General features: G+C 44.4%; 17 protein-coding genes and 1 pseudogene. 7 read left to right on the plus strand and 11 right to left on the minus strand.

Annotation, left to right across the window (positions count from 1 at the left end):
• Window positions 1-54 precede the first annotated feature (54 nt).
• Both LMH68_RS06780 and efp read right to left on the minus strand, forming a co-directional pair.
• Window positions 55-5,877 (minus strand): hypothetical protein, encoded by a 5,823-nt coding sequence (locus tag LMH68_RS06780; protein ID WP_229648329.1) that lies wholly within the window; start codon window positions 5,875-5,877, stop codon window positions 55-57.
• 423 nt (window positions 5,878-6,300) lie between these two features.
• Window positions 6,301-6,867 carry an elongation factor P gene (efp, locus tag LMH68_RS06785; protein WP_017067165.1) on the minus strand — a complete coding sequence of 189 codons (567 nt, stop codon included), beginning with the start codon at window positions 6,865-6,867 and terminating at the stop codon, window positions 6,301-6,303.
• A 33-nt stretch (window positions 6,868-6,900) separates the two neighbouring features.
• On the opposite strand from efp, the gene epmB reads away from it, so the two are divergent.
• The 3 genes from epmB to LMH68_RS06800 all read left to right on the plus strand — a co-directional run bounded on the left by epmB (window position 6,901) and on the right by LMH68_RS06800 (window position 9,075).
• Window positions 6,901-7,923, plus strand: a complete 1,023-nt coding sequence (gene epmB, locus LMH68_RS06790; RefSeq protein WP_229648328.1) for an EF-P beta-lysylation protein EpmB — start codon at window positions 6,901-6,903, stop codon at window positions 7,921-7,923.
• A gap of 13 nt (window positions 7,924-7,936) precedes the next feature.
• A complete protein-coding gene (locus tag LMH68_RS06795; protein WP_017067163.1) occupies window positions 7,937-8,482 on the plus strand; it encodes a prepilin-type N-terminal cleavage/methylation domain-containing protein in 546 nt (181 codons plus the stop codon).
• Between the two features lie 104 nt (window positions 8,483-8,586).
• Window positions 8,587-9,075 (plus strand): MgtC/SapB family protein, encoded by a 489-nt coding sequence (locus LMH68_RS06800; protein ID WP_004733333.1) that lies wholly within the window; start codon window positions 8,587-8,589, stop codon window positions 9,073-9,075.
• A 65-nt stretch (window positions 9,076-9,140) separates the two neighbouring features.
• Here LMH68_RS06800 and LMH68_RS06805 read toward each other — a convergent pair.
• A pseudogene (locus LMH68_RS06805) lies at window positions 9,141-10,620 on the minus strand (diguanylate cyclase).
• Window positions 10,621-10,857: 237 nt separating this feature from the next.
• Entirely contained in the window at window positions 10,858-11,415 is a 558-nt protein-coding gene (locus tag LMH68_RS06810) for a VC2662 family protein (RefSeq protein WP_017061293.1), read from the minus strand.
• A 441-nt stretch (window positions 11,416-11,856) separates the two neighbouring features.
• On the opposite strand from LMH68_RS06810, the gene LMH68_RS06815 reads away from it, so the two are divergent.
• The gene (locus tag LMH68_RS06815) at window positions 11,857-14,277 is read left to right on the plus strand and encodes an ATP-binding protein (RefSeq protein ID WP_229648327.1); all 2,421 of its coding nucleotides are present in this window, start codon (window positions 11,857-11,859) and stop codon (window positions 14,275-14,277) included.
• A 152-nt stretch (window positions 14,278-14,429) separates the two neighbouring features.
• Here the strand turns inward: LMH68_RS06815 and groL are convergent, their stop codons facing one another.
• Complete coding sequence (groL, locus tag LMH68_RS06820) at window positions 14,430-16,076, minus strand: chaperonin GroEL (protein WP_017061290.1); 1,647 nt, start codon at window positions 16,074-16,076, stop codon at window positions 14,430-14,432.
• A 206-nt stretch (window positions 16,077-16,282) separates the two neighbouring features.
• Window positions 16,283-16,573, minus strand: a complete 291-nt coding sequence (locus LMH68_RS06825) for a co-chaperone GroES (protein WP_010433998.1) — start codon at window positions 16,571-16,573, stop codon at window positions 16,283-16,285.
• 218 nt (window positions 16,574-16,791) lie between these two features.
• Here LMH68_RS06825 and LMH68_RS06830 point away from each other — a divergent pair, with 218 nt between their 5' ends.
• The 3 genes from LMH68_RS06830 to LMH68_RS06840 all read left to right on the plus strand — a co-directional run bounded on the left by LMH68_RS06830 (window position 16,792) and on the right by LMH68_RS06840 (window position 19,080).
• Window positions 16,792-18,141 (plus strand): MATE family efflux transporter, encoded by a 1,350-nt coding sequence (locus tag LMH68_RS06830; RefSeq protein ID WP_229648326.1) that lies wholly within the window; start codon window positions 16,792-16,794, stop codon window positions 18,139-18,141.
• 156 nt (window positions 18,142-18,297) lie between these two features.
• Window positions 18,298-18,783 (plus strand): methylated-DNA--[protein]-cysteine S-methyltransferase, encoded by a 486-nt coding sequence (locus LMH68_RS06835; protein WP_229648325.1) that lies wholly within the window; start codon window positions 18,298-18,300, stop codon window positions 18,781-18,783.
• A 171-nt stretch (window positions 18,784-18,954) separates the two neighbouring features.
• Window positions 18,955-19,080 carry a hypothetical protein gene (locus LMH68_RS06840; protein ID WP_258183539.1) on the plus strand — a complete coding sequence of 42 codons (126 nt, stop codon included), beginning with the start codon at window positions 18,955-18,957 and terminating at the stop codon, window positions 19,078-19,080.
• A 15-nt stretch (window positions 19,081-19,095) separates the two neighbouring features.
• On the opposite strand, the gene LMH68_RS06845 is transcribed toward LMH68_RS06840, so the two are convergent.
• The 5 genes from LMH68_RS06845 to LMH68_RS06865 all read right to left on the minus strand — a co-directional run bounded on the left by LMH68_RS06845 (window position 19,096) and on the right by LMH68_RS06865 (window position 23,464).
• A complete protein-coding gene (locus tag LMH68_RS06845) occupies window positions 19,096-19,419 on the minus strand; it encodes a nucleotidyltransferase family protein (RefSeq protein WP_017063157.1) in 324 nt (107 codons plus the stop codon).
• On the minus strand, window positions 19,409-19,855 hold the full coding sequence (locus LMH68_RS06850; RefSeq protein ID WP_017093683.1) for an HI0074 family nucleotidyltransferase substrate-binding subunit: 447 nt from the start codon (window positions 19,853-19,855) through the stop codon (window positions 19,409-19,411). Before LMH68_RS06850 ends, LMH68_RS06845 begins: the two co-directional genes overlap by 11 nt.
• A 350-nt stretch (window positions 19,856-20,205) precedes the next feature.
• On the minus strand, window positions 20,206-21,738 hold the full coding sequence (gene gpmM, locus LMH68_RS06855; protein ID WP_052880191.1) for a 2,3-bisphosphoglycerate-independent phosphoglycerate mutase: 1,533 nt from the start codon (window positions 21,736-21,738) through the stop codon (window positions 20,206-20,208).
• A 168-nt stretch (window positions 21,739-21,906) separates the two neighbouring features.
• Window positions 21,907-23,037: an ISAs1 family transposase gene (locus tag LMH68_RS06860; RefSeq protein ID WP_413755675.1), complete on the minus strand. Its 1,131-nt coding sequence runs from the start codon at window positions 23,035-23,037 to the stop codon at window positions 21,907-21,909.
• A gap of 244 nt (window positions 23,038-23,281) precedes the next feature.
• On the minus strand, window positions 23,282-23,464 hold the full coding sequence (locus tag LMH68_RS06865) for a hypothetical protein (protein WP_017063154.1): 183 nt from the start codon (window positions 23,462-23,464) through the stop codon (window positions 23,282-23,284).
• Between the last annotated feature and the right edge of the window lie 100 nt (window positions 23,465-23,564).

Consider the following 23,564-nt stretch of genomic DNA (forward strand, 5'->3'; position numbering starts at 1 on the left):
GCCTAGGTTTGACCCTAGGCGTTTATTCTATGCTAGATGATAAGTCTATATGCGTTACGGCGATTCAAACCCCACAAATCGCATCACACCCGAGAATATCTCAGCTTCTCCCTCTGCCGGCGCAGGGTTGCTCCAGGTTGGATCGCTCCAGAAGGATTTAGTCGTAATATACTCTCCATCTTGATCAACCTTATTCCAGGTGTCTTTGGCTCCTATAAATTCCTCTTCGGTTATGGTTAAGGTCACCTCACCATTCAAAATCACCCAATCGAACCCGAACAATCCCTCATCATCGTCAAAGTAGCCAGTACCGTTACTATGGAACACAACCTCTTCTTCAACTACAGCCATGACGGTGCCATTTATCTCCCAAAGATCGATGAGCTCCCAACGAGAACTTTCACTGCCATTACCTGTGAAATCAGACTCTATAAACTGAGCACCACCAACGGTACAGTTGGCGACTGCGCTGTCATAGTCCGAACGAGTGCCAAAGTCAGAGGGTTGGTCCGTAAAATCATCCCACGGTGAATCACCATCCTCACAGACCGTTACTGTTCCCTCGTAGGTAACATTTGTAAGCACCTCCTCTGAACCATCCCTAGAGATAGTTAATTCATCATCAGTTTGTGATAAAAGTACCCATTGCTCGGTTGAGGTATCTTCATAAGTTATCATCATGGTATTAGCTGAAGTTTTCATCCAACTGTTCCCATAGGTCTCAGTGCCATCATTGCCGATATAGCTCATACTGCCGTTATCATGGAAAAAGAGGGTGTTACCATCGTACTCCATCAATACCAAGTTAGTCGGGTCAAACTGCAGAGCGTTTCTATCTTGTTGCACCACGGTATCTGCCCATATCCAACTTTCAGTCACACCGCCTAACGTTTCTTCCTCGAAGAACTTAATTGACCAAGTTTGCTCCATTGACTCTAATAACGCCCAGTAAGTCGTGAAGCTCTCCGATTCATCAGAATAGCTAACCTTAATAAAGCCATCTTCTATGGCCCAGTCATCGATATAGTCACCACCCTCACTCTTCAATACATGTACAGTACCATCAGCATTGAACAAGTAATCACGAGTATCTCCATTGCCTTTAACGCGTTGGAAGTTTAGACCCTCGACCATCTCACTGGTAATGTGAGTTCGACCGCCACAATCCGTGATCGCCGTTTCGTAGTCACTCATACTCGGGATAGGTTGCCCCTCAACAGGTTCTGCATCACCGATGTAGCACTCTTCAAGCACAATCGGACGATCTTGTTGAATAATAGTATCCATCCAGATATAGCTACTTGATTGACCGTCCACAACTTCGTTCTCATAGAACTTGATTGACCACGTATCATCCAACGAATCTAACAGTGCCCAGTAAGTCGTGAAGCTCTCCGATTCATCAGAATAGCTGATCTTAACCAAGCCATCTTCTATGACCCAATCGTCAGTATAGTTACCGCCCTCTCCCTTCAATACATGCACTGTGCCATCAGCATTGAACAAGTAGTCACGAGTATTTCCATTGCCTTTAACGCGTTGGAAGTTTAGACCCTCGACCATTTCGCTGGTAATGTGAGTTCGACCGCCACAATCCGTAATCGCAAGCTCATAGTCAGCCATGATTGGGCTTGACTGATCATCGCTATCACCCAAGTAGCAGGTAAATAGGTAATCGCTCAACACTACACCATCTTCTATAGACTGTGCGGCAATACCATTGAAAGCGTACATAGTATCGTCCGACGGTTCAGCACTTGGCGCCTCAATCTCACCTACCGTAAGTTCACCATTGTACATGCTAAAGATCATGGTAGGCGTATCCCCCTCTCCCATGTAGGGCATAGCCTCAACTGGTACGGTAAATTCGACGATATCTTCACCGTGTAATGTGTAACGTAAGTAATCCGCAGTAGCGACGCGACTTGCCGTTCCTGCGTCCCAATCAAAGAAGTAATAATGCGCCGTGCCATCACTCACTAACTCGATATCAAAGTCTAGATAGAGGCCAACAGAGGTAGTAAGATCTGTGGAAACCGACTCACCGACCGACTGCGACACAATAATGTCGTCCAGACTTGTAATAGAGCTACCATCCGTATCATAACCGACGTCAGAGAACCTCACGTACGGACTACCACCCTCCCATAGGAAGTACTGGTTTACGGCTGGAGAGAAGGTAAACATTACCGCTTGTGAGCCTTCAGCGAACCTCGCCTCTTCCATGAAGTCGAACCACTCAAAGTAGACTTCATACAATGCCATACCCGATAGGTTTACCACTTCTGATTCTACTGAATAATAGAAACTGGAATTGTCTTCTGGATAGGCAATAAGTTGCTCTCCAGAGAAGTCTATCGTATAACCTACCGGAGTTTGCCAGCCGTTTTCAGTGAGCTGTACGTCCCCCTCAGCTTCAAGTGGTAGCTGGATAAAGGATTGATCACCACGGTACTGTATGAGTTCCGTAAGGGTTAACGTATCACCGCCATAACTCAAGGTTTCTTTAAACAGAATATCTACGAACGATAGTTCGCTCCAATCGCTGAAGAATCCGTAAAGAGTCCCCTCTTGCTCCGCAAACTCTTGGGCGGTAATAGTCCACTTATTTGGGTCGGTTGGATAAAGGTCTTCACCGTCATAAACGCCGTCTTCATCTGAATCAGCATTATTCGGATCTAAACCTTCGGTTGCATTCTCATGGTTATCGCCTAAACCATCACTATCAGAATCCGCCCACTCTAATGAGTCATAAGGGAAGGCATCGCTATTGTCGCCAACATAGTCACCATCACTATCATCCCATTCATTTGGATCATTAGGGAAAGCATCCTCGTAGTCTTTATAGCCGTCGTCGTCACTATCTTGGTTTAGAACCTCTGTAAGATAATCTTGCGCTTCTGTCTCGTCTAAGAAGAACATTCCTAGGCTATTGTTCCAACTAAAGTCTCCTTCTGTTAGATCCATGCCCCATGTATCTATGCCCCTACGATAGTAGGCATCGTACCAAGACCAAGGATTATCGACGACCGGAACCATAAGCACCATATCAACATCATTCACTCCGGTAAACGAACCAGGAACCACACCACTATCACCAAGATCCAGTGTAACCAGTGTTGGAATACCAGTATCAGTGAACAGATAGTCTTGTGTTACGACGTGCCATTGAATTGGCCCATTGTCATCGTATTGGAAACTGCTTGTAGGTAACAGCGTAGCGTATCGGCTCAGGCCTGGAATGATTTGGTCATCAATAAGCTCCAACTCTGTGCCAGCAACACGGGCATCCTCTACCTGTTGTGGTAGATCCACAACAGCTTGTGTTCCCCACTCATCAAATGAGGTAGCAACCCAAAGGCCATTAGATTGTTTCTGGTAAACGCGATAGGCCTGTCCGACGTTATCTGTGTCAGTCGTAAATGAATAATCAGTTAATGGGTAGTGCTGCCACTCTATGTGTTTATTTTCTTCCACATCACTAACAGAGCGAGACACTGCATTCCATTCATTGAACAAAGTATTTTTTGGATCACTATCGACAATAAGTTGAGTATTCGTCTCCTCGTCTAGAACCGTACGCTCTCCACTTTCAAGAACATCACCATTAATCAGTACCTCTTTGCGGTAGTAATTCCAGTACGCTGTGAGATCGTCCCATTTGCCATCATTAAAGTTAAAGTCTGCGTACTCATGGAATTCACCATCTTGTGGGTTTGCCCATATTGGTGTCGAATATTCGTAGACATAGCTACCATCAGGGATATTATTAAATCGAAGTTCAACATTGATGTAACCGTCTGCACCCCAGTCCTGCTTAGACTCCACGAAACTCTGCACGTAATCCTGCGTTACAGTGGTTAAAGTCTGAGCCCATTGAGCTTGATGGGTTTGAACATCGTCGATATCAAAGCCATTTACCGTGTATTCGGTTAACGTTTCGACCGCTTGAACGCCCTCTGCGACGTCCTCAAATTCCACTGATACACTATGTATTGTATCTATTTGAGATAAGTCATTTGGGTGAACTCTAGATGTTAAGGCTACGCCTTGTTCATAGACACGACCATTACCGCCGAAACCGCCCTCAAGAGATGCATCACCCTCATCGATATAGCGCCAATACGTCTCGCTTGTTTCGGTTCTAGTACCAATTTCAAGAGACATGCCTTCGTAACGTGCAGTACCATCGAGGTTATAATCGTACGCAAAGGTCTGGATACGAGTAAAGTCATCATTTAACAGGTGATCGACACTTTGTGTCGTGCCATATACCACGTCATCAGCAGTGATATATTGAGTAGTTATGGTGGTAACAATCTCTCCGCTATTCAGTGTCTCAACCATTTCTTCGACCTCAATATCCAGTGTAATGATATCGCGATCTGTTATGTTGAAAATTGCTACATCAGTTGCACTAACATTGGCCACAACATCAGCAATTGACTTATTTCCATCCTCTGGATGAACATCGGCATTATTACCAACGCCATCACCGTCCACATCGACCCATTCGGTCGCATCGGTTGGGAATTCATCAACATCATTGTTGTAACTGTCGTTATCCGTATCGTTTGGATACGGGTCATCCTCGTTATCGCCTAAGCCATCATCATCCGTATCTGCCCATTCGGTCGCATCGGTTGGGAATTCATCGGCATTATTACCAACGCCATCACCGTCCGTATCTAAGGACTCGTTGGGATCCGATGGGAATTTATCGGCATTATTACCAACACCATCACCGTCCGTATCTGCCCATTCGGTTGGGTCATTATCAAATACATCTTGATTGTCACCATAGCCATCAGAGTCATTATCAGCCCACTCAGTTGGATCTTGTGGGAAGACATCATCAATACTGTCTACCCCATCCGAATCATGGTCACCAGCACGAGAACGATCCGTTGGAAACGCATCATTGGCATCAGGGTAGATGTCATCTTCTCCGTCCACCGTATCATCATTTAGGTCGGCATTATTACCGATCTCATCACCATCGGAGTCCAGACTTTCATCGGGATCATTCGGAAAGTCATCTAAGTCATTGGGGACGCCGTCATCATCTGTGTCATTAGAAAAATCGACACCCTCTGTCGCACCACCAACATTATCAAATGTCTTATCGCTATCACCTGCAACTTCTTCAATTTTCTTTTTGATTTCATTATTCACAGATGCAGTCACAGAGATAAACTTAGTCCCTTTATCTTCACTTTCAGCAACTTCTTGCAACTCTTGAGGAGATGAAGGCAAAACATTTGAATCAACCAAGTTTTCAGCGGCATAAGCGGCAGCCTCAACACCTGACTCAACAAAATCACCTAAGATTTCATCTTCATCTAAGCCTAGCTGATCAGCGACTTGCTGAATGGCAGCTTGCTTTGCTGCTTCAACCGCAGCAGCATCGTCAGAATCTGTAGTGTTTTGCTCGATCAACACGTGAACTAGCGTACTCAAAGGGGTGACATCTTTTTCACCTGGAGGGGCTGACATAATATAGTCGTCAGACACCGTAACATCAGGTTCATCTTCATCAATCGTCTGCCCGGAGATCGCTTGCACAACGACAGGGTACTGTTCAGGGTTGTCGACATCGGTGACGTCTAAATCTGCAACTCCGCCATCACCAGAAATAGCATTAGGCTCACCGTCGTCTAAGACGTAGTTACCGTTAAGGTCTAACCAAATTCGAGCATGACGTAAATAACCATCAATTGCAGTCACACTGTATTTAGTCGTTTCAGCTGGGGAGCTGGGAGTCGAGGGAGTCTCACTCGGAGTCGTGGTTGACACGGTTGTATCATCGTCATCACATCCTGAAAGCCCGACGATACTAACCAAACCAAGAGCCAACGTAATTGCATTAAGTCTCATATCAATACCCACATAGTTGCTTAATAACATCGCGTATAAAGCTAGTAGACTCTACTCATTCTAACAATATTGTAATCAGCTTCCCTTCCCACCACACACATTCACAAAATCAATATTAAACAGTCACATATTGAATTGAGAGATTTTTGTTGCGATATATAAACGCCAACAACACCTTGTAAATCTATAAGTTAGATAAAATTTTTGATTTTCATCCAGAATACAACCAAAATATGACACTAGTCACATAATGTAGCCTTATAACCAAGGTGAATCGCATCTGGCTTACTCACTCTTGATTTTCCAGCTCTTCGTATCTCGCATCCCGCATCTCGTTTACGCGAATCTGCTCTTCTGCTTTTCCCCGATCTCCAGATACAAAAAAGGCCGCCTAAGCGACCTTTTTCAGATACTTGAAGTCAATTACTTCACACGACCAACGTATTCGCCAGTACGAGTATCAACTTTAACAACTTCACCGATTGCGATGAATAGAGGTACGCGAACTACCGCGCCAGTTGCTAGAGTTGCAGGCTTACCGCCAGTACCTTGTGTGTCGCCTTTAAGGCCAGGATCGGTTTCTGTTACTGCGATCTCAACAAAGTTTGGTGGAGTTACTGTGATAGGGTTATCATTCCACAACGTTAGAGTACATACGTCGTTTTCAACTAACCATTTAGAAGTCTCGCCTACTGCTTTTGCATCAGCAGCGATTTGCTCGAATGTTTCGTTGTTCATGAAGTGGTAGAATTCGCCATCGCTGTATAGGTAGCCTAGTTCAACGTCTACAACGTCCGCTAGTTCTACTGTATCGCCTGACTTAAATGTTTTCTCTAACACTTTGCCTGACAGCAGTTTACGAAGTTTAACACGGTTAAACGCTTGGCCTTTACCTGGCTTAACGTATTCATTTTCGATAATTGAGCAAGGCTCGTTATCCATCATGAATTTTAAACCGCCTTTGAATTCATTGGTGCTTACTGACGCCATGATTTTCTCTTCCACATCTTTGAGTTAATTTCAATGCCGCATATCATAACCCGAAAAGTCGAATCTGTTGAGCAAAACTGGCTCAAACAACTATCGAATGCGATCTCTGACCCGACAAAACTGCTTGAGGCATTGGAAATAGACCCAACACCATGGCAAGCAGGCTTCGCTGCTCGTGAGTTATTTGCACTTCGGGTACCTCTTAGCTTTGTCGAACGAATGGAAAAAGGCAACCCACACGATCCATTGCTACGACAAATTTTACCGCTAAGCGAAGAGTTTGAGGTACACCAAGGCTATTCCGCTGATCCACTGGAAGAGCAAGACAACGCCATTCCTGGGCTACTGCACAAATACAAGAACCGTGCACTGATGATTGTGAAAGGCGGTTGTGCGATTAACTGCCGCTACTGCTTCCGTCGTCACTTCCCTTACCAAGATAACAAGGGCTCGAAGTCTGTTTGGCAAACCAGCCTAGACTATGTGGCTGCTCACCCAGAGATCAACGAAGTTATCTTGTCGGGTGGCGATCCACTGATGGCAAAAGACAGCGAACTAGAGTGGCTAATTCATGCTATCGCACAAATTCCACATGTGAAAACAGTTCGAATTCATAGCCGATTACCGGTTGTGATTCCCGCTCGAGTAACGGATGAACTATGCCAATTGTTAGCTAAAACTCGCCTTAATGTGGTGATGGTGAGCCATATTAACCATGCTAACGAAATCAACTTAGAGCTCAAACAAGCCTTCCACAAGCTTAAGTTAAGTGGTGCTACTCTGCTCAACCAAGGCGTGATGCTTAAAGGCGTAAACAACAGCGCTAACTCATTGAAAGAATTAAGCGAAAAGCTATTCGACGCCGGTATTTTACCTTACTATATGCATGTACTTGATAAGGTTCAGGGCGCAGCGCACTTCTATATTTCAGATGAAGAGGCGAAGCATCACTTTAAAGGATTAATCTCTGAGGTTTCTGGCTACCTAGTACCTAAGTTAACCCGTGAGATTGGCGGACGCAGCAGCAAGACACCGCTCGACCTACACATTGAATAGAGAAGTTGTATCAATGAAACACAATACCTCAGTTGCTCCACCAGCAACCACATCTCAACCAGCGCTTAGGTTCAGCTCAAGAGGTTTCACCATCATCGAGCTGGTCGTGGTGATCGTGATTCTAGGTATTGTGTCGGTCACTGCAGCTTCTAAGTTCCTCAACCTTCAAACCGATGCTCGTATCTCGACATTAAACGGCCTTAAAGGCGGAATGGAGGGCGCAAGTGCTATGCTTTATGGTAAGACATCAGCATTGGGCTTAGATAAAGCAGCTAGCGCATCGATTAATGTTGAGGGTGACAATATCTCAGTGGTCTATGGTTATCCTGCAGCGATGAACGATCAAACTTGGTCACAGCTCATCGAATCAACCTTTCTAGATGCTGTTTGGGATACGGGTCGAGCTGACTGGTTCTTTACCAACACAGATGCGAATGATGGCATTATTCTTTATGCGCCTTCTAGCCGAAAAAAACAGGCTGATAACTGCTACCTTGAGTACCAAGAAGCGACAGAGACCACGACACCAGCCTTCACCTTAACAACAAGCGGCTGCTAGGTTTTAAGTAATCTTTATCAATCGTTAAGACAAAAAGTTTTTGTTCGATCGTCCGGTCTATTATTAGCATACTCGGCTCTATTCTAAATTTTAGGAGGGGTGATATGTCACAATTTATAGAACAAACTCTCAACCTTGCCCCCTTTAGCTGGGCAGGCCTCGCTGCATGCATGCTGTGTGGTTCTTTAATCGGAATCGAAAGGCAAACACGCGGTAAACCCGTCGGAATCCGAACGTCGATTCTGATCATCAGTGGTACCTATTTCTTCCTCACCATGGCGATCAGCCTATCCCCCAACACACTCGATCAAGCTCGTGTGCTTGGTCAGATAATTACGGGTGTTGGATTTCTTGGGGCTGGTGTAATGATGACACTGGATGGCAAGATTCATGGCGTGACTTCAGCCGCAATTATCTGGGTACTCGCAGCATTAGGTATGATGATCGCACTAGGGCATCTTTCCCAATCGGTCATTATCACGCTAATGGCGCTAGTGATTCTGCTTGGTGTCGATAAAGTGGAAAACAGCTTCCAGAGCCTGCGTCGTGGTGTGCATCAGAAGTGGATGAGAAAAGGCCGCGTGAAGAAGTAACCTCAACCTGAAACAGACATTAAAAAGGCCTAGTCACACGACTAGGCCTTTGTGTATCCAACTAATTAATACACCTGAATACACACCTGATTCTTACCCGCAGCCTTGGCCTTATAGAGCTGCTCATCAGACGAACGAATACTCTGGTTTTCCCACAAGTGCCCTACGCTGTCGAACTTATACAAAGAGTAAAGCGTCGCGCCACCAGACACAGAGATACTAATCTTGTCACCCGTAGGGCATCGATAACTCTGTAGGCTAATGTCGTTTTGAATTCGCTCAAAGATCGATGAAAGCAACTCAGACGATTCACCCGTAATCGCGACAACAAACTCTTCGCCACCAAATCGAGCCACGATATCTTGCTGTCTAACGCTGTTCAGCATCAACCGAGCAACATGGCAAATCACCTCGTCCCCCCACTTTATGGCCATGCTGATCATTAACGACTTTGAAATCATCGATATCAAACACGCCAACACCAATAATCGGCTCTTCATCTTGCGCCAGTAATCGAGCCTCAAAACCACGTCGATTCAGCAAGCCCGTTAATGGGTCGCGCATTGCTAGCTCATTTAAACGCTGGTGCTCTTGTCTTGTATAGAAGCGCCATAGCCATAAAACCGAGAGCAGATACAAAACCAACAGTATCGAAAGCTGAATCTTCTCCATCTCCAATACATGCAGAAAGTGCTCGCTCTTATCTTCTTCAATACTCAGATATAGCTGGGTGTTAATGTCATCAACATACAGAGGCTTGGAATACGTAAAATCCATAAACCCGTATTTGTTTGCGCCTCGAGTACTGGTGACTTTATAGCCATGGGTAGGGTTCGATACTAGGTTCGAGACATAACCATCGACACCCAACACCCCTTTAAACTCACCATTAACGTAGATTCCTTTGGTTAAGGTCACCACTTTCTGACCTGTCAGGTAGTCATCATATTGGCCGGTATACACCACTTGGTCTTGCCCTTGAGCTAAGCCAAAGCGAATCGTGTTCACCCAATAAGGCCTGCTATTCACAACCGAATCAAAGGTGTCGCCCTTAATGTAACTGGCAAAATCAGAAGGCGAAGAGATAATGAATTTCTCTTTTGAAATGAAATAAATCGCAGAGATGGTATCAATGGTATTGGCAAAATAAGCCATGGTCGGCGCGATGAACAGGCGCTTACCCGCTTCGGTATAAAGGTCCGATTCCGGGTTGCACATCTCGCGAGGGCCAGAGAACATAAAATCAAAACGAGGGGCATGTTGCTCCTCACTGGTGAAGTAACACGTCTCACCCTCGATCTTTTTGTCATGCGAGAATACGTAGGTATCCCCATGCAGTGGATAAAGCGCAGTGATGTTGTACTCAAGCGCATTTATGATCTGTGTGAGCTCCGCTAAAGAGCGTGTTACGCCTTGGTTTTCCATTCCATACTGTTTATCTGATTCTTCCGCTGAATCAACGAGCAACAAGCTCAAAACTACTAAAAAACTGGCGGTCAGGCCTAAGAAAGCCTTTTTAAAATCGACGGTATGGTGGTTAATCAAAGCATATAAATCATCACTGGGAGTTTATCGCACATTGTACCTATAAATTCAAACATCGCAACAACAAATATAAAACAACATGCTTATTGGGTAATTTGAGAAGTTTATCGTGGAAGTAGAATTGAATGTAATAACGCCCAAACAAGGGTTTAGGCGTTGATAGGCTTAGCGCTTAAAAGCTAATGCACTAACTGAACGTTGCTCGCCAATGGGAGAACCAAAGGCTAAACGACAGCGTTATTTAGCAAAGTTTACAATCGGGAAGCACGGGAAGAAACCGTTGTCAGCACAGTTGATCAGACCAACTTGTACGCCTTCGATTTTGTTGGTTTTGTTGAAGATACCAACCTGAACCGTAGACACTTCTGAAAGGTTCGCAGCGCCAACATCAACCATAGTGTTACCTTCTGAGTAGTTGACGAAACTCACGTTCGCGCCTTTCACATCATTAGTAATGTTCACAGCACCAAGGTTAACACCCGTTGTTTTACCCGTGTTCCAGTTGAAGAAACCTAGAGATGCACCGGTCATTTCTTGGTTCACTTTTGATGCACCCAAAATACCCAGGTTCACACCTGTGGTCGTTTGCGTCTCAGACATACCAACAACAGCAAGATCAAGACCTTTAAGGTCGTTCACTTGTCCGTGAAGTAAAGCCAAGCGCACACCGCCAACAGCATCTGAGTCAGGTGCGTTGAAGCCATTGATCGTTGAAAACATAACAGGCGAAGAAGCAAATGCCGCCGGTGCCATTACTGCTGCAGACACAGCAAGTACTGAAAGTAGTTTTTTCATTGGGGAGTCTCCACTGACTTATTGTTCACTTGATTAATCCATTTTTAATCAAGCATTTATTGTCCTTTATTCAACAGCTACCCATGTTAAATCAATGTAATAACTGTACTGTTGAATATAAGCCGCTAAATCATAAAGAGCAATGGTTAAGAGCAGATGCGGGATTCGAGTGAACGAGATGCGAAAAGCAAAAAAAACAGAGACCGAAACCTCCGCTCTAACGCTTATTATTCCAAACAAAAATCTAGGCGAGAAAATCAACATGTTTCACAAGCTTATAGCCCACACACTTATTGCCGCATCTAAAGCGATGTCATCCTAAAAAATTTATTGATAAAAGCTCAACAGACCTCAGGTATTCAAAAACTAATGTTCGTAAAATTCTGAAAATAAACTAAATTCTAATATAGGAATAGAACGATATGAAACAGTGGGAATATCATGATTAAGGAACCTACGAATAAACAGACCATTAAAGCGATTATTTCGCGTGGTTTTTTGGCTATCGTGTTATTTTTAGGCCTCTATATCTATGTTAGCCATGCTCTGAAGAACAAAGAGCAGGACATGATTAATCTCCAGCTCAGTCTTTCTGAAGCTTATAGCGTTATGCTCTCTGTCAGACGACAAGAGCAGCAGTTTGTTTCCACAAGGCAACCAGAGATTCAAGAACAACTCAATATAAAGCGAAGTCAGCTGATCGAAAAGCTGGCTGAGATCGATGGGAAAATCGTACGAAGCGACCTCAATATTTCTTTTAATTATGCCAAAGTTGTCGAGTATCTCGACGAGTACCACACCGCCTTTACATTATTAGCCCTTGAGTTAGTCAGCATACATGGCAAGAGGGACCAAATTGGGCTCATTGAGAAACTAAAAAATGCAGCGTTGACACTTGAGCGCTTCGTACATGAATCCAATAATGTGCAGCTTGAAGAATTGACTTTAGAAACACAAGATCTCATGTATCAGTTCTTTACCGATTTTGATCAGACAACATTAGATAAGATTGTCGATTCATTGTTCAAAATCCAAGATGAAATAGAACAGAATTCCCGAACGATCAGTGCATTAGCTTCGTTTAATAATTTTAAACGCCACTTTTGGCGATTGCAGCGAGGGTTAAAGAGTGTCGGGTACAGCTCTGATAGCGGCCTCAAAGGAGAACTCACCAGCAGTATTTATCATGTTGAAGATGAGCTCAACTTACTTTTCACCGAAACACCCAAGCAGATCGCAGAGAGCCTGACGCAGATAAAGTCGTACAGCTACTTATCGACAGCCGCATTAGGAGGGGTGACGTTACTGGTGCTGCTTTATGTTGTGTGGCGTGCCAGTCAACTTGAAACTCAATTGATTGTTTCACAAGAGAAAGCACGACAAGCAAACCGTGCAAAAAGTGCCTTTCTTGCCAATATGTCTCATGAGATACGGACACCGCTTAATGGCGTGATTGGTATGTCAGAAATACTGGCAGAAACCAAACTATCCGCAGAACAGAAAGACTGCCTTGGGACTATCTATACCTCTTCTCAAACCTTACTTATGTTGATCAACGATGTTCTCGATCTGTCCAAAATTGAATCGGGTAAACTGGAAATTAATCCACATACGACAGACTTAAGAGAGCTGCTGTTTGATAGCGTGACTCTGATTTCTTCTAAAGCTTATCAAAAGCAGATTAAGTTGGAAGTTGAAATTGATGGCGAGCTCCCAGAGTACATTCATGTTGATGGGAATAAAATTCGCCAAGTGTTGATGAATTTAGCCTCAAATGCGATCAAATTTACAGAACAAGGCTCTATCGTATTCACCGCTAAACGGCTTCCATCATTGGAAACAGAGTGTGTGGTCGAGTTTTCTGTTCGAGATACGGGTATTGGTATCGCAGCAGACCAACAAGAGCACATTTTCAAAGCGTTTTGCCAAGAAGATACCAACATCACCTCCAATATTGCGGGGACCGGATTAGGGCTTAGTATTTCGTCACGTATGGTGGAAATGATGGGAGGCTCGATAAACGTTGAGTCAGAGAAAGACGTGGGCAGTTGCTTTCATTTCCAATTAACCGTAGTGCCATCAGATCATTCTGAACATAAAAATCGTAAACAAACCGTTGTCTATTATTCAGATGCGCCATCGAAACTTTTACTCGATGACTTGTTCCGCCTTGGTTACTCACCACAACTAAAATCAATCGAAACAAACTTGGCGGCAACTGACCTCCCAGAGATCGCTTTGATGGAAGATATTAACCAAGCCAAAACACTGCATCGCTTAGCACCAGAGGTGAAAATCATCATAGTGAAAGATAATCTTAGTGATCCTATGAGTGAGTGTCATTTTATCTCAGGCTATGTGACTCTTCCTATGCTCGGTTCCCGCTTAAGTAGCATGTTGAACTCCGTGCTTGAAAGGTCACAGCCACAACCCCCTCAACATCAACCTGAGCCGATAGAAGCGACTGTACGTCAAAAAGTCCTCGTAGTTGAAGATAACCGCGTAAATCAGAAGGTGGTATGTATCAATTTAGATAAGTTAGGGATTGAATATTGGGTTGCCAATGATGGACAAGAAGCGATTGATTTATATAAAGAGCATCATCAAGACATCGGCCTTATCTTGATGGACTGCATGATGCCGAATGTAGATGGCTTTGAGGCAACAGAGCTAATCAGGCGCTATGAAGAAAACCTGCAACTTCAGGCAACACATATCCTCGCTTTAACGGCATCCGTGCTCGATGATGATATTAAACGTTGCTTCGAGTGTGGAATGAACGATTATCTTCCAAAACCATTTAAGCGTGACATGATGCTGCAAAAAATTGATGAACAACAGTTTACGCACAAGGCAGGCTGACCAAGGAGCTTTGGAAAAAAGGGTGATGGTGAAGCTGAAATACAGATACGGGATGCGAATAAATAAGGCTTAAGAGCAAAAAAACGGAGACCGAAGTCTCCGTTTTCTAAAGCTTATGTGTGACTTTCTCTGCTATAGAGAAAGGGGGATGATTACATCATGCCACCCATACCACCCATACCGCCCATGCCACCCATATCAGGCATTGCAGGGCCAGAATCTTGTGGCTTATCAGTGATCATCGCTTCTGTTGTGATCATAAGACCAGCAACTGACGCTGCGAACTGAAGTGCAGAACGAGTTACCTTAGTTGGATCTAGGATACCCATAGCAATCATGTCGCCGTATTCGCCAGTCGCCGCGTTGTAACCGTAGTTGCCTTCGCCAGCACGAACGTTGTTAGCAACCACTGATTCTTCATCACCAGCGTTCTTAGTGATTTGACGAATCGGTGCTTCCATTGCACGTAGTGCAACACGGATACCTACGTTTTGCTCTTCGTTGTCACCTTCAAGGCCAGCAACTTTAGATGCAGCGCGGATAAGTGCAACACCACCACCAGCAACCACACCTTCTTCAACGGCAGCGCGAGTTGCGTGAAGTGCATCTTCTACGCGGTCTTTCTTCTCTTTCATCTCAACTTCAGTTGCAGCGCCTACTTTGATTACTGCAACACCGCCAGCTAGCTTAGCTACGCGCTCTTGAAGTTTCTCTTTGTCGTAGTCAGACGTTGCATCTTCGATTTGTTGACGGATTTGAGAAACGCGACCTTGGATCATTGTTTCTTCGCCCGCGCCATCGATGATGGTTGAGTTTTCTTTAGTGATAGTTACACGCTTAGCTTGACCTAGGTCTTCTAGCGTTACTTTCTCTAGGTCTAGGCCGATCTCTTCAGAGATAACCGTACCGCCCGTTAGGATAGCGATATCTTGTAGCATAGACTTACGACGGTCACCGAAACCAGGCGCTTTAACAGCAGCCACTTTAACGATGCCACGCATGTTGTTCACAACTAGAGTTGCAAGCGCTTCGCCTTCTACATCTTCAGCGATGATAAGAAGTGGACGAGATGCCTTAGCAACTGCTTCTAGAGTCGGAAGAAGTTCACGGATGTTTGAAACTTTCTTGTCGATAAGAAGGATGAATGGGCTTTCTAGATCAACAGAACCTGCTTCTTGGTTGTTGATGAAGTAAGGAGATAGGTAACCGCGATCGAACTGCATACCTTCAACTACGTCTAGCTCGTCTTGTAGAGCCTGACCTTCTTCAACCGTGATTACGCCATCACGACCTACTTTTTCCATCGCTTCAGCAATGATGTTACCTACTGTCGAATCAGAGTTCGCAGAGATAGTACCTACTTGCGCGATAGCTTTTGTATCTGCGCATGGAACAGAAAGGCCTTTTAGCTCTTCAACTGCAGCGATAACTGCTTTGTCGATACCGCGCTTAAGATCCATTGGATTCATGCCAGCAGCAACGGCTTTTAAGCCTTCAGTGATGATTGCTTGAGCAAGAACTGTTGCTGTAGTCGTACCGTCGCCCGCCGCGTCATTCGCTTGCGAAGCCACTTCTTTAACCATTTGCGCGCCCATGTTTTGGAACTTGTCTTCAAGTTCGATTTCACGTGCAACTGAAACACCATCTTTAGTGATCGTTGGTGCGCCAAATGATTTGTCTAGAACAACGTTACGGCCTTTAGGACCTAGCGTTACTTTTACTGCGTCAGCCAGAACGTTTACACCTTCTAGCATTTTAATACGTGCGTCATTACCAAATTTAACGTCTTTAGCAGCCATCTTAATTTCCTTTCAAATTCTTTGTTTCGGGGCGTCTCAGCTTTATCGCGTCATTCTGAACAGTGAGGGACGAACGTGATTCAGAATCTACTCAAATCGCACTCTGTTTAGATTCCAGATAATTCGTTCCTCATTTCTGGAATGACGATATGAATCATCCAATACTGGCTCTGATAACTTTTACTGAGAGTTAAATGAAAAATAGATTACTCGACGATCGCCATGATGTCGTTTTCAGACATAATCAGAACTTCTTTGCCGTCGATTTTTTCAGTTTTCGTGCCGTAACCTTCAGCAAAGATAACGGTATCGCCAACTTTTACGTCCAACGGTTGCACTGAACCGTTTTCTAGAATGCGGCCTTTGCCGACAGCTAGAATGATACCGCGAGTCGATTTTTCTGCGGCAGAACCAGTTAGAACGATGCCACCAGCAGATTTAGATTCAACTTCTTGGCGCTCAACGATAACTCGGTCATGTAGAGGACGGATATTCATCGGTCTTATCTCCTGATAATTTCCATTTAAATTTTGATAGTTGCCACGATTAGCGTGGGTCAAACAATATGTTGGGGGCGATGTGAAAGATCCCAAGGGGGGAACGAAAAAATTGTGAGCTAAAGTGCAGATTCTCACCCCTCATCTTTCCCTGCTTTTCGTTTACTCGTATCCCGCATCTGTTTATCCTACGCTTTTGGTTTCTATCGGCGTTTTGCATGCAAGATAAGCACGGGCTATTAACTGCCCCAATTGAGAGTACATTGCGTACCATGACCATACCGACCATATTCGGTATGGTGGCGATCTTGATGTTTAACCTCGTCGATACTTTCTTCATCTCATTGCTTGGCACCCAAGCCTTAGCCGCGGTGAGTTTTACCTTTCCAGTCACCTTTGCTATCAACTGCATCACCATGGGGATTGGTATTGGCTTGTCGACATGTATCGGAAGATTACTTGGCCAAGGCAACGCACAAAATGCAGCACGCTTTACCTGTCATGGCTTATTGCTGGCTCTGCTTCTGGTCGGCTGCGCGTCTGCGCTAGGTATTATCGCCTTAGAACCACTGTTTAGCCTGCTAGGAGCAAAGCAAGAGTTGTTGCCGCTGATATCGGAATACATGTCGGTGTGGTATCTCGCGATCCCATTTTTGGTCATCCCCATGGCAGGCAACAGCGCGATTCGAGCGACCGGTGATACGAAAACACCCGCCAAGATTATGCTACTGGCTGGCCTTATCAATGGCGTTTTAGATCCGCTACTCATCTTCGGGTATGGGCCTTTTCCTGAACTGGGGATTCAAGGCGCTGCGATTGCCAGTGGTTTCAGTTGGTTTGGTGCTTTGTGTGGCTCACTCTACGTATTGATGGTGCGAGAAAAACTGCTTGCGCCGCCTAAGCTGACAAACATCGTCAGTGACTGGCGACAGATCTTAAAAATAGGCACCCCAGCGGCTTTGTCTAACGCTCTGAACCCACTTGCCGGCGCTATCATCATGATGATGTTGGCCAAACAAGGGACTGAAGCCGTGGCGGCGTATGGCGCAGCGCAACGTATCGAGTCCATTCTTATCATTGTGTTGATGTCTCTTACTTCGGCGCTTACGCCTTTCATGGCGCAGAACTTTGGCGCAAACAACCCACAACGCAGTTTTAAGGCACTGTTTCTGAGTATGCGTTTTGCTGTGATGTTCCAAGGTTTGATTTTCTTAATGATGGTGCCGTTGAGCATTCCTTTGGCTGCCCTGTTCTCTCAAGAAGAATCCGTCCGAGGCATATTGTGGCATTACCTGTTAGTCGTGCCCTTTAGCTATGGATTCCAAGGCATTGTGATGATGCTGATCAGTGGGATGAATGCCATGCATCAACCACTCAAAGCCTTTCAATGGAGCTTCATGCGTTTGTTTGTCTTTACCTTGCCATTCGCTTGGATAGGCAGCCAAATTGATGGTGTCGAAGGGCTGTTTATAGGCTTAGCCTTGGGGAACATTGTCGGCGGTATTTCAGGGTACTTGTTTGCGCTTCGTGTAAGGGGTAAAGCAGATGCGGGATACGAAAAGATATAAGAGCAGATACGAGATGCGAGTAACCGGGATGCGAAAAGATTTAAGAGCAGATACGAGATGCGAGTAACCGGGATGCGAAAAGATTTAAGAGCTTAAGAGCAGTTACGAGATTCGAAGAGCTTGAGAGCAGAAAAAGACTAAAAAAAGGAAGATGACATGGAAGACACCACTTACAAAATGTTCTATGACGCGCCGATTGGCAAGATGATCATTGTGAGCAATGGTGTGTCGCTTGTTGAAATTGACCATATAAATCACGAAGAGCTAATGATTAGCAATCCAGATGACCTTTGCCAACTGGCAGCGAAACAGTTAGATGAGTACTTCGCAGGTCATCGAATAGAATTCGATTTGCCATTAAGAGCGATAAAAGGCACTGAGTTTCAAAAAGTAGCTTGGCAGGCTTTAACAACCATTCCTTATGGCGAAACCATCAGTTACGGTGAGCAAGCAAAGAGAATGGACAACCCAAAAGCCGTAAGAGCAGTGGGTGGTGCAAATGGCAAGAACCCATTTAGTATTGTTGTGCCTTGCCATAGAGTCATCGGCGCGAATGGAACATTAACCGGCTACACCGGCGGTATGAATCGCAAAGAGTGGTTGTTAGATTTTGAGCGTTCGATCTTAAATAAAAAGAAGTAAACCTTATCTCACTAGATCAATAATATAAAATTTCGCCATCAAGAAGCGCCATTATCACCAGACAACATATAGTCTATATTTAAAATTTCATACAAAGAGGTGATGGTAATGTCCGCTTATACGATTGAATCTTATGAAGATCGAAAGCGTAGAGATGGAGCTATAGCGCTAATGAAACTATTATCGTTTTCTATTGATGATAAAAAACATGGCCGAGTCAATTCAGGTACTCAGATTCGAGATAAACTGGCAAAACGTAAACAATCGGTTCAAGAATCAACATCACCGTTACGCTGATAATAATACGTTCGGTTACTTTAGTTTAATCCCATAAGTGTCAATATGGGCAAGTAACTCGCTTGATGTAATTCTATGCTTAACGAGCAAGTCAACCTTGAATGGAAGTGACGACTGTTCTAAACGATCTTGCAAGCCTGCGACGACACTTAACGAAATCCCATGCCCCTCTATAACAATATCGATGTCGGAGTTATCTTTATAAGTTCCAAGGGCTCTAGAACCGAATACCCAGGCATGAATGACTGCGGCATGACTCAAAACAATATCCTCAATCAACTGATACTGATGAGGCTTAAGGCCGACCGAGTCTGGTTTAACCAAATAACTATCGATCACATTTAACCTCTTGTTCGCATTGACCCTCTTGATCACATTTAAGCTTTAAATAGAGTGTGACTTGCCCTATCACTGGTGAAAATGACTCTAAGATCAGTGACTGAGCTTCAAGGACATTTTCCTCATCATAGGTGTGGGACAATAAATTTCGTTTTATGAGTGCTTCAAGCATAATCTCACACTGCTCCGAAGACAGGTGCTTAGCTTCTAAGGCCGTACGAAAAACGCTCCTCGGCGAAGCCACATCAAACCCTTCAAACTCAAGTAAGTCTTTAAGGGTCTTCCATGTCAGTTCGAAAGAAAATTCAAAAGTTTGTACTAACCCAGCGAGCTCTAACTCATTGTAGCTATCTTGTGAGCACGCTCTCTCAAGCCTTTGCTGCGCTTTCATTAAGTTTTGCAGTCGTTGCTTCCAGCGGTCTGGGTTTGAGTTCATATAAACAGCCTAAATATAAGGTAAAAGACAAGTATAGTATGAGCCTTAAGCTACCTAATCATTCAAGAAATGTCACTCTTTCGATATTCATCAAGACTGTTCTTTTCGTCTTTTGTTTAAGGTCGTGCCCTTATGTTCTCCCCTGCATGTTTTTCTTACCCAATACCTGTCCTTAAGCTCTTCGCTACTCGTTTACCCGTATCTCACATCACGCATCCGTTCTTAAGCTCTTCTCATCTCGCTTACTCGTATCTCACATCTATAAAAAAGCCCGCACTTTTAAGTGCGGGCTTTCAAAATCGTTAAAGCTCAACGTGAGCCGCTGAGCCAAACAACTATTTAACTACTGACTATTTAACGATCACATCGCCTGACATTTCAGCCGGGATTGCGATACCAGATAAAGAAAGCATCGTTGGTGCTAAGTCAGACAGCTTACCGCCCTCTTTGAACTCAACGTCTTTGCTGCCCACGTAGATAAGTGGCACTGGTAGGTTAGTGTGTGCAGTGTGGATGCCACCCGTTTCTGGGTTTACCATCATTTCCGCGTTACCGTGGTCCGCTGTGATTAGCAGTTGGCCATCGGCTTCTTTGATTGCTTCAACCACTTTGCCAAGACATTCGTCTAGCGACTCTACCGCTTTAACTGCTGCATCGTAAACGCCAGTGTGGCCAACCATGTCACAGTTAGGGAAGTTACAAACGATCGCGTCGTATTTGCCGCCTTTGATTGCTGCAACTAGCTTTTCAGTTAGCTCTGGTGCGCTCATTTCTGGCTGTAGGTCGTACGTTGCTACTTTTGGAGAAGCAACAAGCTGGCGCTCTTCGCCTTCAAACTCGTCTTCTTTACCACCGTTGAAGAAGAACGTCACGTGCGCGTATTTCTCTGTTTCAGAGATACGTAGCTGTGTTTTACCTTCCTTCGATAGCCATTCACCGTAAGTGTTCTCTAGAGAAGCCGGTGGGAACGCACATAGAAGTGGGATGTCTGCTGCGTATTGAGTCAGCATCACGAAATCGATCGCTGGGAATACGTTACGAGCAAAACCATCAAAATCAGGCACGAATGCACGTGTAATTTCACGCGCACGGTCAGCACGGTAGTTCATGAAGATAACCGCATCGCCATCGACGATAGCTGCAGACTCTTCACCTTCCGCTTTGATTTCCGTCGCTTTAACGAACTCATCGTTTTCGTCACGAGCATAAGCAGCTTCTAGGCCAGCCACTGCCGTGTCGAATGTGAACTCTGCTTTTGCTTGAGTCAGAAGGTCGTAAGACTCTTGAACGCGATCCCAGTTGTTATCACGGTCCATTGCGTAGTAACGACCAATAAGCGAAGCAACACGGCCTTTGCCTAGTTTAGCGAACAACTCTTGGAAGCGTGCCAGTGTGTTTTCTGCGCTACGTGGCGGCGTATCACGACCGTCTAGGAATGCGTGTAGGTAGATTTTCTCTGCGCCACGTTCTGCTGCCATTTCAACAGCCGCGTAGATGTGATCTTCATGAGAGTGAACGCCACCTGGAGACATAAGGCCCATGATGTGAACCGCTTTCTCAGCTTTCACCGCTTTATCGATAGCGTTCACTAGCGTTTCAGTTTGGCCGAACTCACCATCTGAAATTGACTTAGTAATACGAGTAAGATCTTGGTATACCACGCGACCCGCACCAATGTTGGTGTGACCCACTTCAGAGTTACCCATTTGGCCATCAGGTAGGCCTACATCTAAGCCAGAAGCCGAGATTAGCGTGTTAGGTTGGTTAGCAATAAGACCGTCTAATACAGGTGTATTAGCGTTCGCGATAGCGTTGTCTTGGTTGTCTTCACGGTAACCGTAACCGTCAAGGATCACTAGAGCCATTGGCTTCTTAGCTGACATAGGACTGACCTCGTTCAATTCAAAATAAATCGGTATAAAAACAAATTAGCGTAATTTTACTACAGTTTACAGTCAAAACTGTAGTGGAAGATCAAGAAAGGGCGCAGGTAGGATGATCGAATGTGAAAAAAAGCGTCATTTTAGGAGGGAGTAAAGTACAGGGCAAGATTACGAAGCCCCTTGCCCTGCAAGGACTTGCGAAAGGTAAGCGTTATTGCGGTTCGCTTTTTTCTGCTTTCTTTTGATCCCTGCTTTGAAGCTGATTTCTTCCGTCAGCAGATTTAAAGCTATATGTCTTATAACTGCTAAATTCTCACCGGCTTGCTCTCGACGTATCCGACATTCATCTTCTTTAAAACCAACGTCTAATCGCCAGTGCATCTGATTTTCAATGCTCCAATGTGCTCGCGTGCTCTCTAGTAAAGCTTTAGCCGTTAGTTTTGCTGAGCTTATGTAGTGCTTGATTTGCATTCTTTCTGCTGGCTTATCACCTTCTTGACGAATTGAAACGACCATACCAATGGTGGAGAGTCCCGCCCAATCAAGCGCTATATCGCCTAAGAAATCTGTATTGTGAACAACCATACTCAAACGCGTTTCTGTACGACCATGTCCTTTCTCTTGAGTGACGTATTTATCACCTTCAAAACTATTAAGCATACTAGAATTAAACACTTGGCTAATCGCTTGCTCCAATCGTTTTTGATTACCTTTTACCGCTAAGAGGTAATCTGCATCTTGGCCGATTATCTTTTCAGCTATATCCTTCTGGCATCCCATAGCATCAATCGTCACTAAACAACCTTGTAAGGAAAGCATTTCAAGCAGTTCGGGGATCGCTTTGATTTCATTGCTTTTGTCTGCTGTTTTAACCTGCCCTAACACAACTTGATTTGCAGCACTAAACGCACTAACCATATGGATTGCACCACAACGCTTGTCTTTGTTGTATGTGCCTCTGAGAGTTTTGCCGTCGATAGCAATCACTTCACCCTCAGTCACCTCATGACAGTCTTTCATCCACGCAGTAAAGCATCGTTGCAGTTGCTTGGCGGAAATAAGATTGATAACTCGGGCAATGGTATCGTGTACTGGTATGCCTTGTTTGAAATCACCATACTGTCTAAGCCATTCCAAGTTATCTTCACCAAAATCTTCAATATCCTCCCAACCTTCAGCACCAGCAATCACTGCTGCAATTGTTAAGAAGATAATGTCGGTTAGCGTGTGCTCTATTTTCCAAGCTTGGCGAGGGTCTCGAATAACTGAAATATGGTCCAAAAGGCTTAATCCGTTCATTAGGCTAAATATCTACTGTTAAAAAACAGTATATGATCACACCTAAATCTGATCATCAAATCGATCTTGGATGTATTGAGGTTATTGTGACTTCAGTATCTAATTAGTGAAAATATGACTTCACGTCATCCCTTATTCCATATGGGTTTTTCATGATCTTGCCCTGGAGTAAAGTAGGGATATGAATACTTATATCCCCACCATCTATATTGAAAAAGCGCAACAACGGTAGCCTCGCGGCTCTTCAGTTTAGAAGATTAATTTCAGTGTCATGCTCTTCATCATCGTCCTGTGATTTTAGATCATGCACTGCTGGTTGCTCTATCACTGTGGTTTTGTTGGTAACATATTGAAAGCTAAAATCATCCCACAATATTTGATCCAAACTTTCTTCAATTTCTTGATTAGATGAAATATCTATTATCATGATTACTGCCTCATATCGCTATTAAAGCTCATAGTAATTATGGACAATAAACAGAACACCTTCGCAAGAATTGTGTAAAAAACATGCTAACGGAAGGTCA

Origin of the sequence: Vibrio sp. F13 (genome assembly GCF_020806305.2) — a bacterium.
GTDB classification, from domain to species: Bacteria; Pseudomonadota; Gammaproteobacteria; order Enterobacterales; family Vibrionaceae; genus Vibrio; species Vibrio crassostreae_C.

Excerpts from the sequence above, each read along its gene's own strand:
- LMH68_RS06780 (WP_229648329.1), bottom strand. The coding sequence starts at position 5,877 with ATGAGACTTAATGCAATTACGTTGGCTCTTGGTTTGGTTAGTATCGTC.
- efp (WP_017067165.1), bottom strand. The coding sequence starts at position 6,867 with ATGGCGTCAGTAAGCACCAATGAATTCAAAGGCGGTTTAAAATTCATG.
- epmB (WP_229648328.1), top strand. The coding sequence starts at position 6,901 with ATGCCGCATATCATAACCCGAAAAGTCGAATCTGTTGAGCAAAACTGG.
- LMH68_RS06795 (WP_017067163.1), top strand. The coding sequence starts at position 7,937 with ATGAAACACAATACCTCAGTTGCTCCACCAGCAACCACATCTCAACCA.
- LMH68_RS06800 (WP_004733333.1), top strand. The coding sequence starts at position 8,587 with ATGTCACAATTTATAGAACAAACTCTCAACCTTGCCCCCTTTAGCTGG.
- LMH68_RS06810 (WP_017061293.1), bottom strand. The coding sequence starts at position 11,415 with ATGAAAAAACTACTTTCAGTACTTGCTGTGTCTGCAGCAGTAATGGCA.
- LMH68_RS06815 (WP_229648327.1), top strand. The coding sequence starts at position 11,857 with ATGATTAAGGAACCTACGAATAAACAGACCATTAAAGCGATTATTTCG.
- groL (WP_017061290.1), bottom strand. The coding sequence starts at position 16,076 with ATGGCTGCTAAAGACGTTAAATTTGGTAATGACGCACGTATTAAAATG.
- LMH68_RS06825 (WP_010433998.1), bottom strand. The coding sequence starts at position 16,573 with ATGAATATCCGTCCTCTACATGACCGAGTTATCGTTGAGCGCCAAGAA.
- LMH68_RS06830 (WP_229648326.1), top strand. The coding sequence starts at position 16,792 with ATGCAAGATAAGCACGGGCTATTAACTGCCCCAATTGAGAGTACATTG.
- LMH68_RS06835 (WP_229648325.1), top strand. The coding sequence starts at position 18,298 with ATGGAAGACACCACTTACAAAATGTTCTATGACGCGCCGATTGGCAAG.
- LMH68_RS06840 (WP_258183539.1), top strand. The coding sequence starts at position 18,955 with ATGAAACTATTATCGTTTTCTATTGATGATAAAAAACATGGCCGAGTC.
- LMH68_RS06850 (WP_017093683.1), bottom strand. The coding sequence starts at position 19,855 with ATGAACTCAAACCCAGACCGCTGGAAGCAACGACTGCAAAACTTAATG.
- gpmM (WP_052880191.1), bottom strand. The coding sequence starts at position 21,738 with ATGTCAGCTAAGAAGCCAATGGCTCTAGTGATCCTTGACGGTTACGGT.
- LMH68_RS06860 (WP_413755675.1), bottom strand. The coding sequence starts at position 23,037 with ATGAACGGATTAAGCCTTTTGGACCATATTTCAGTTATTCGAGACCCT.
- LMH68_RS06865 (WP_017063154.1), bottom strand. The coding sequence starts at position 23,464 with ATGATAATAGATATTTCATCTAATCAAGAAATTGAAGAAAGTTTGGAT.